Genomic DNA, 7,272 nt, shown 5'->3' with positions numbered 1-7,272 from the left:
CAGGCGGATGAGGGGCAGCACCTTCGCCTGAATTTGATGAGCCTGAAAGATCAGGACAGCCCATGACCTCCGCCGTCTCTTTCCAGAAAGTCTCGCGCCATTTCGGCGCGGTGCGCGCCGTTGATTCGGTCGATCTCGACATCGCGCCGGGCGAATTCTTCGCCATGCTCGGGCCGTCGGGTTCCGGCAAGACCACCTGCCTGCGCCTGATCGCCGGCTTCGAGCAGCCGACAGCGGGCTCGATCTCGATCTTCGGCGAACGCGCCAAAGGCGTTCCGCCCTATCGCCGCAACGTCAACACCGTATTCCAGGACTATGCGCTGTTCCCGCATCTCAATGTGCTCGACAACGTCGCCTACGGGCTGATGGTCAAGGGGGTCGGCAAGCCGGAGCGGCAAAAGGCGGCGGAAGAGGCGCTGTCGCTGGTCAGGCTTCCAGGCTATGGCGCCCGCCGTCCCGGCCAGCTTTCCGGCGGCCAGCGCCAGCGCGTCGCGCTCGCCCGTGCCTTGGTCAATCAGCCCAAGGTGCTGCTGCTCGATGAGCCGCTCGGGGCGCTCGATCTCAAGCTGCGCGAAAACATGCAGGAAGAGCTGAAATCGCTGCAGAAGGCGCTCGGCATCACTTTCGTCTTCGTAACTCACGATCAGGGCGAGGCCCTTTCCATGGCCGACCGCGTCGCCGTCTTCAACGACGGCGGGATCATGCAGATCGGCACGCCGGAGGACATCTACCAGCGGCCAAAGACCCGCTTCGTCGCCGATTTCGTCGGCTCCTCCAATGTCCTGCCGCCGGATTTCGTCCAGCGTTATTCCGGCCAGCACCGCTGGGGCAGCCTGCGCCCCGAATCCATCCGCGTCGGCCGGGTTGCGAAGGGTGACGGCGTCGCCGCCCGCCTGGTCTCGACCAACTATCTCGGCGCCACGACAAGACTGGCGCTCGATGCCGACGGGTTGAGGCTGCACGCCATCGTGCCGGCCGGTACGAAATTGCCCAGGGAAGGCGAGGCGGTCACCCTCACCTTCAACCGCGAGCATTTGCATCTGATGGACGAGCCGGCATGACGGAGGTTTGCGCGAAGGATCGCGGCCTTTCAACCATTCTCCGCCAAGACAGGGCGGCGTCATGACGACCGCCGCGCTCAACTCCAGTCCCGCCCCCGCAATCCTGCCGGGCAGCGGCGGCCTGCGCGGCGCACTCTCCGACCTCTTCTGGCGCCGGCCGCTATTCCTGCTTTTGCTCATGCTGCTGCCGCCGGTTCTGTGGCTCGGCATCGTCTATATCGGCTCGCTCTTCGCCCTGCTTTTGCAAAGCTTCTTTTCGATCGACGAGTTCTCCGGTCTCATCAACCGCGAGTTCACGCTGAAGACCTATGGCGACCTGTTGCAGGCCGCCAATCTCGACATCATCCTGCGCACGGTGACGATGGCGGCACTGGTGACGCTGGCCTCGGCGATCATCGCCTTCCCCATCGCCTATTACGCGGCGCGCTATGCGCGCGGCCGCTGGAAGGCGCTGTTCTATCTCGGCGTCATGTTGCCGCTATGGTCGAGCTACCTGGTCAAGATCTACGCCTGGAAGCTGATCCTCGCCAAGGAAGGCATCCTCACCTGGCTGCTCGCCAAATTGAACCTGCTGTGGCTGCTCGATGCCTGGCTGTCGCTGCCCGTTGTCGGCGGCAACTCACTGTCGGTCTCGGCCTCCGGCACCTTCATCGTCTTCGTCTATGTCTGGCTCCCCTTCATGATCCTCCCCGTTCAGGCGGCACTCGAGCGCGTGCCCGGCAATCTGGTCGAAGCCTCGTCCGATCTAGGCGCCTCGCCTGGCCAGACGTTCCGCAATGTGCTGTTCCCGCTGGCGCTGCCCGGCATCGTCGCCGGCTCGATCTTCACCTTCTCGCTGACGCTTGGCGATTACATCATCCCGCAGATCATCGGCACCTCGCGCCTGTTCATCGGCCAAGCGGTCTATTCGCAGCAAGGCACCGCCGGCAACATCCCGCTCGCCGCCGCTTTCACCGTGGTGCCTATCGTCATCATGGGCTTCTACCTCTGGGGCGCCAAGCGCATGGGAGCTTTCGATGCGCTCTGACCGCGGCCAATCCGCTCCGCTGGGCCTGAAGATCGCTGCCACCGTCGGCCTGCTCTTCCTGCATCTGCCGATCCTGCTGATCTTCGTCTATGCCTTTACCACGGAGGAGAAGAGCTTCGTCTGGCCGCCACCGGGGCTGACCACGCAGTGGTTCGCCGTCACCTGGAACCGGCCGGACGTATGGCAAGCGCTGTCGCTGTCAGTCAGGGTCGCCGCCATTTCGACGGTCATTGCCCTGGTGCTCGGCACACTCTGCGCCGCCGCCGTGTCGCGGACAAAATTCTTCGGCCGTGAGACCATCTCGCTGCTGGTCATTCTGCCGATCGCGCTGCCCGGCATCATCACCGGCATCGCGCTACGCTCGGCCTTTTCGCTGGCCGAAATCCCGTTCTCGTTCTGGACGATCGTGCTCGGCCACGCCACCTTCTGCGTGGTTGTCGTCTACAACAACGCCGTCGCCCGTTTCCGCCGCACATCAGGCTCGATGATCGAGGCCTCGATGGACCTTGGCGCCGACGGCTTCCAGACCTTCCGGCATGTCGTGCTGCCCAACATCGCCACGGCACTCCTTGCCGGCGGCATGCTGGCTTTTGCTCTTTCCTTTGATGAAGTCATCGTCACCACCTTCACCGCCGGCCAGCAGCAGACCGTGCCGATCTGGATGCTGGAAGAGCTGATCCGGCCGCGCCAGCGTCCGGTCACCAATGTTGTCGCCATGGTCGTGGTGCTGGTGACGCTGCTGCCCATCCTTCTTGCCTATTACCTGACCCGCGACGGCGACCAGATCGCCGGTTCGGGCAAATAACCCAAGCAATGAACAAGAGAGTTCATAAGGGAGAGATGTCCATGGACACGAAGATGCTGATCGGCGCGAAATTCGAGAAGGGCACCGAAACCGAGGAGCCGATCCTCAATCCGAAGACCGGGGCAACCATCCTCAACCTCCCTGAAGCCGGCTCAGCACAGATCGAGGCGGCGCTGGCGGCTGCTGAAAAGGCGTTCACCACCTGGTCGGGTACTACGCCGGCGCAGCGCTCGGGCTATCTCCTCAAGATCGCCGACCGCATCGAGGCCGAGGCCCAGGAGTTCGCCGCGCTCGAGGCGCTGAACTGCGGCAAGCCGATCAATGCCGTGCTCAATGACGAGATCCCGGCGATCGTCGACTGCTATCGCTTCTTTGCCGGCGCTGTCCGCTCGATGCCGGGTGTGGTTGCCGGCGAATATCTGCCCGGCCACACCTCGATGGTGCGGCGCGACCCGATCGGCATCGTCGCCTCGATCGCGCCCTGGAACTATCCGCTGATGATGATGGCCTGGAAGCTGGCGCCTGCAATCGGCGGCGGCAACACCGTCGTCTTCAAGCCGTCTGAGCAGACGCCGCTGACGGCGCTGAAGCTGGCGAAGATCCTGGCTGATATCCTGCCCGAGGGCGTCGTCAATGTCGTGCTCGGCCGTGGCGACAGCGTCGGTAACACGCTGATCAACCACGCCAAGGTCAACATGATCTCGATCACCGGCGATGTCGCCACCGGCAAGAAGGTGCTGCAGGCGGCCGCCAAGTCGGTCAAGCGCACGCATCTCGAACTCGGCGGCAAGGCGCCGGTCATTGTCTTCGATGACGCCGATCTTGGCGCCGTCGTCAACGGCCTGCGCGCCTTCGGTTACTACAATGCCGGCCAGGATTGCACCGCCGCCTGCCGCATCTATGCCGGCAGGAAGATCTACGACAGACTGGTCGCCGACCTCTCCTCGGCCGTCTCGACCATCAAATACAACCGCCCCGACGACACCGAAAACGAGATCGGGCCGCTGATCTCGCGCCGCCAGCGCGACCGCGTCTCCAGCTTCGTAGAGCGCGCCGCCGAACTGAAGCACATCGAGATCACCACCGGCGGAAAACCGGGCGAGGGTTCCGGCTTCTTCTACCAGCCGACGGTCGTCGCCGGCGCGTTGCAGGAAGACGAGATTGTCCGCCGCGAAGTGTTCGGGCCGGTTGTCTCGGTCACCCGCTTCTCGGAAGTCGACGAAGCCGTGAACTGGGCCAATGACAGCGACTACGGCCTGGCCTCATCGGTGTGGACGAAGGACGTTTCGCGCGCCATGGCGACAGCCGCGCGGCTTCAATACGGCTGCACCTGGATCAACACCCATTTCATGCTGACCAACGAGATGCCGCATGGCGGGCTGAAACAATCCGGCTACGGCAAGGACATGTCGCTCTATGCGCTCGAGGACTACACCGCCGTGCGGCATGTCATGGTGGCGCACGGGTAGCGCCTCTTCCCTTCTCCCGTTCACGGGGAGAAGGTGTCGCCGAAGGCGACCGATGAGGGGCAGCACAAGCTTCTGCCAACTTGGCGCTGCCCCTCATCTGCCTGCCGGCATCTTCTCCCCGTGAACGGGGAGAAGAGCGCTATTCCACAATGCGATAGATGTTCCACAGGCTGGTGCCCGACACGACATAGGGCTCCATTTCCTTGCCCCATTTGGCGTGCGCGTCGATCTTGCCGATCTTGGCGAAGAACTCTTCCAGCTTCGCAAGGCTTTCAACCTGATGATGGGACTCGACCGTCGCCTCCCGCGCGCCGATCGATCCGGTCATGATCTGGAACTCCAGCTCGGCGAGGCCGACTTGCGAGCCGATCTCGCGTTCCCATTTTTTCAACAGGTCGAGCACGGTCTGCTTGTGCCCGAACTTGGCGTCGATCTGCCATCTGGCGCTGAACATGTTGGTTCTCCTCCCTTGTTGCGGCCAGAGCCTGATCCGTCCGGTTTTCGAAGCAGATCATGCTCCAGCACTGAAATAGAGCTCCATTCCGATTCGATGTGGATGGAAGGCTCCCCGGTTGATCTACTCGTCCCAGGCCTGCACGATGGTCTGCCGCGCGATCCGTCCGCCCTTGAACTCGAGCATCGCGGCGGCGAACACCTTCGTGCCGTCCGGATAGGCGCAGGCCTGGGTGAAGGCCAGGCTGTCGCCGCTGGCGATGGTGGTGTCGACCTTGTGGGTCATCGCCCGGCTGCAGATGTCATCCCAGAATGTGCTGATCGCCGCGCGGCCGCGGATTTCGCGCGGCTTGCTCGGCGGGTTGTTGCGGTCGATCACCCGCACCAGCGCGTCGTCGGCGTAGAAGCTCGCCAGCATCTTTCCATCACGGCCTTCGATCGCCTTCTTGATCGCCGCGCCGTCGACGGCTTGAGTCTTGGTCAGCATTTTCTCCTCCATGTGCCCGCCTTCAGTATCGGGCGATTGATGATCGAAAGCGCCGCCGACGTTCATCGCCGGGCGGGATTGCATCACCCATTTGTGGAAATGCGCATAGTCGCCATAAAGCGCCAGCGCCCGCGTCCGCTCCGGATAGGTGCAGGCAAACAGCATCGCCATCGGCGCGCCCTCCGAGGCGCCAAGCAGGGCCGCGCGGCCGCTGCCGGCGGCGTCCATCACCGCGCGCACATCGTCCATGCGGGTTTCGAGACTGGGCAGATGATTTGCATCGACGCGGTCGGAAAGACCGGTGCCACGCTTGTCGAACAGGATCAGCCGCGAGAAGGCCGAAAGCCGCTTCAGCAGCCGACTGTAGCCTTCGTCCTCCCAGTGCAGATCGAGATTGGAGATGAAGCCCGGCAGGAAAACGAGATCGAACGAGCCCAGCCCGACCACCTGATAGGCGATCCGCACATCACCGTTACGGGTATATCTGGTCTCGATCGGCCTCACGCAACCACCCCGCCCGGCCAGACGATTTCTTGTCGTCAACCATAGCAGAGCCAAGCCGTTTGCGGCAGCCAAAATTTAGAGGGCTGAAATATGAGACCTTTGGCGGCCGGGCTCCCAGGCTATTTCAGTGGGGCCGCGCTCTCGGCCTGCGTAGGCTCGGTGTAACCAAGGCTCATATCGGCCTGTTCGGGCGTCCTTGGCCGCTTGATCCTGGCCGAAGCGGCCACCACGAGCTCGTCGAAATTCTCGGTGCCACTGTCCAGCATCTCGAACAACTGCCGCCGCATCCTCGGCTCCCAGAACTTGTTGATATGCTCGGCCACGCCGGCCATGCCTTCCTCGCGTGGTTTGGAATGGAAGAAGGCCGCGATCTGGTTGGCCATGCGCACCAGCTTTTCCCTGGTGCTGGTGATGTGGTCTTCGTCATGCGACATGCTTGGCAACTCCGCAAACCACCCGTTCCTGGTGGGTGAAAATATCGAAATCATCGCCGCGCACCAGCGCCACCAGCGTCATCCCAGCATCTTCCGCGGTACGGATGGCAAGGGAGGTCGGCGCCGAAACGGCGATGATGATGGCAGCACCTATGGCGGCCGTCTTCTGCACCATCTCCACCGACACGCGCGACGTCACCACGACCGCGCCCGACTCGCCGGCGATGCCGGCTTTCGCCAGCGCACCGGCGAGCTTGTCCAGCGCGTTATGGCGGCCGACATCCTCGCGCGCCATGACGATGCCCTTGCCGGGCACGTAGAAGCCGGCGGCATGCACGGCGCCCGTCTCGGTGTGCAGCGGCTGCACTTTCGACAAGAGCTTGACAGAGCAGGCGATGTCCTCGGCACCAAGCGTAAGCTTCGACGCACCGACCGCGTCGACCGAACGCATCGCTTCCTCGATCGACTCGATACCGCACAGCCCACAGCCGACCGGGCCGGCCAGCCTGCGCCGCCGCGCCTGGAAGCGCGTGTTGGCCTTGTCCCTCAAGCGGATCTGGATATCGATGCCGGCACCGAGATCCTCGACCTCGATCGCCTCGATCTCCTCCGGCGCAGCGATAATGCCTTCGGTGAGCGAGAAGCCGAGCGCGAAATCCTCGAAATCGGCCGGGCTCGCCATCATCACCGCATGCGTGGTGCCGGCAAAGGAAAACGCCACCGGCGTCTCCTCCGGCACCATGCGGTTGGCGGCCGTGGTGCCGCTGGCGCGGTGTGCCAGCCGCGAGATTTGGCTGATTGGCTGGCGTTGGCGTGTCACGTAACACTCCCCTCTGGCCTGCCGGCCATTTCACTCAGGAAGCGTCGAAGGTTTCTTGCTTCAATTGGTAGTTGCTCTCCCAGGCCATCCCCCACTCCGTCGCTGCTTCGCAGCGCCACCTCTCCCTCCGGAGGGAGAGGAAGGGAGCCTAGCGTTCGCGCGCTTTCCTCTCCCCCGTCGATCGGGGGAGAGGTGTCGAGCGAAGCTCGACG

The 7,272-nt window shown here is 63.5% G+C and carries 8 protein-coding genes; 4 read left to right on the top strand and 4 right to left on the bottom strand.

Annotation, left to right across the window (positions count from 1 at the left end):
- Nucleotides 1-62 precede the first annotated feature (62 nt).
- The 4 genes from MESS2_RS02060 to MESS2_RS02045 all read left to right on the top strand — a co-directional run bounded on the left by MESS2_RS02060 (nt 63) and on the right by MESS2_RS02045 (nt 4,362).
- Nucleotides 63-1,061 (top strand): ABC transporter ATP-binding protein, encoded by a 999-nt coding sequence (locus tag MESS2_RS02060; protein ID WP_008872388.1) that lies wholly within the window; start codon nt 63-65, stop codon nt 1,059-1,061.
- Between the two features lie 61 nt (nt 1,062-1,122).
- A complete protein-coding gene (locus MESS2_RS02055; RefSeq protein WP_008872387.1) occupies nt 1,123-2,088 on the top strand; it encodes an ABC transporter permease in 966 nt (321 codons plus the stop codon).
- Entirely contained in the window at nt 2,078-2,893 is an 816-nt protein-coding gene (locus MESS2_RS02050; RefSeq protein ID WP_008872386.1) for an ABC transporter permease, read from the top strand. Before MESS2_RS02055 ends, MESS2_RS02050 begins: the two co-directional genes overlap by 11 nt.
- A 41-nt stretch (nt 2,894-2,934) precedes the next feature.
- Nucleotides 2,935-4,362: a gamma-aminobutyraldehyde dehydrogenase gene (locus MESS2_RS02045; RefSeq protein ID WP_008872385.1), complete on the top strand. Its 1,428-nt coding sequence runs from the start codon at nt 2,935-2,937 to the stop codon at nt 4,360-4,362.
- A gap of 139 nt (nt 4,363-4,501) precedes the next feature.
- Here MESS2_RS02045 and MESS2_RS02040 read toward each other — a convergent pair whose 3' ends face one another.
- From MESS2_RS02040 to fdhD, 4 genes are all read right to left on the bottom strand, one after another.
- Nucleotides 4,502-4,816 carry a hypothetical protein gene (locus MESS2_RS02040; protein ID WP_008872384.1) on the bottom strand — a complete coding sequence of 105 codons (315 nt, stop codon included), beginning with the start codon at nt 4,814-4,816 and terminating at the stop codon, nt 4,502-4,504.
- A gap of 123 nt (nt 4,817-4,939) precedes the next feature.
- Nucleotides 4,940-5,806 carry an alpha/beta fold hydrolase gene (locus MESS2_RS33190; protein WP_008872383.1) on the bottom strand — a complete coding sequence of 289 codons (867 nt, stop codon included), beginning with the start codon at nt 5,804-5,806 and terminating at the stop codon, nt 4,940-4,942.
- Nucleotides 5,807-5,925: 119 nt separating this feature from the next.
- On the bottom strand, nt 5,926-6,240 hold the full coding sequence (locus MESS2_RS02025) for a formate dehydrogenase subunit delta (protein ID WP_008872382.1): 315 nt from the start codon (nt 6,238-6,240) through the stop codon (nt 5,926-5,928).
- A complete protein-coding gene (gene fdhD, locus MESS2_RS02020) occupies nt 6,230-7,060 on the bottom strand; it encodes a formate dehydrogenase accessory sulfurtransferase FdhD (RefSeq protein WP_008872381.1) in 831 nt (276 codons plus the stop codon). Before fdhD ends, MESS2_RS02025 begins: the two co-directional genes overlap by 11 nt.
- Nucleotides 7,061-7,272 lie beyond the last annotated feature (212 nt).

Source organism: Mesorhizobium metallidurans STM 2683, assembly GCF_000350085.1.
GTDB lineage: Bacteria > Pseudomonadota > Alphaproteobacteria > Rhizobiales > Rhizobiaceae > Mesorhizobium > Mesorhizobium metallidurans.
Note: the sequence above shows the minus strand (reverse complement) of the source record. Positions and strands in the feature narration are given on the sequence as shown.

Coding starts and splice junctions, on each gene's coding strand:
- MESS2_RS02060 (WP_008872388.1), top strand. CDS start 63: ATGACCTCCGCCGTCTCTTTCCAGAAAGTCTCGCGCCATTTCGGCGCG.
- MESS2_RS02055 (WP_008872387.1), top strand. CDS start 1,123: ATGACGACCGCCGCGCTCAACTCCAGTCCCGCCCCCGCAATCCTGCCG.
- MESS2_RS02050 (WP_008872386.1), top strand. CDS start 2,078: ATGCGCTCTGACCGCGGCCAATCCGCTCCGCTGGGCCTGAAGATCGCT.
- MESS2_RS02045 (WP_008872385.1), top strand. CDS start 2,935: ATGGACACGAAGATGCTGATCGGCGCGAAATTCGAGAAGGGCACCGAA.
- MESS2_RS02040 (WP_008872384.1), bottom strand. CDS start 4,816: ATGTTCAGCGCCAGATGGCAGATCGACGCCAAGTTCGGGCACAAGCAG.
- MESS2_RS02025 (WP_008872382.1), bottom strand. CDS start 6,240: ATGTCGCATGACGAAGACCACATCACCAGCACCAGGGAAAAGCTGGTG.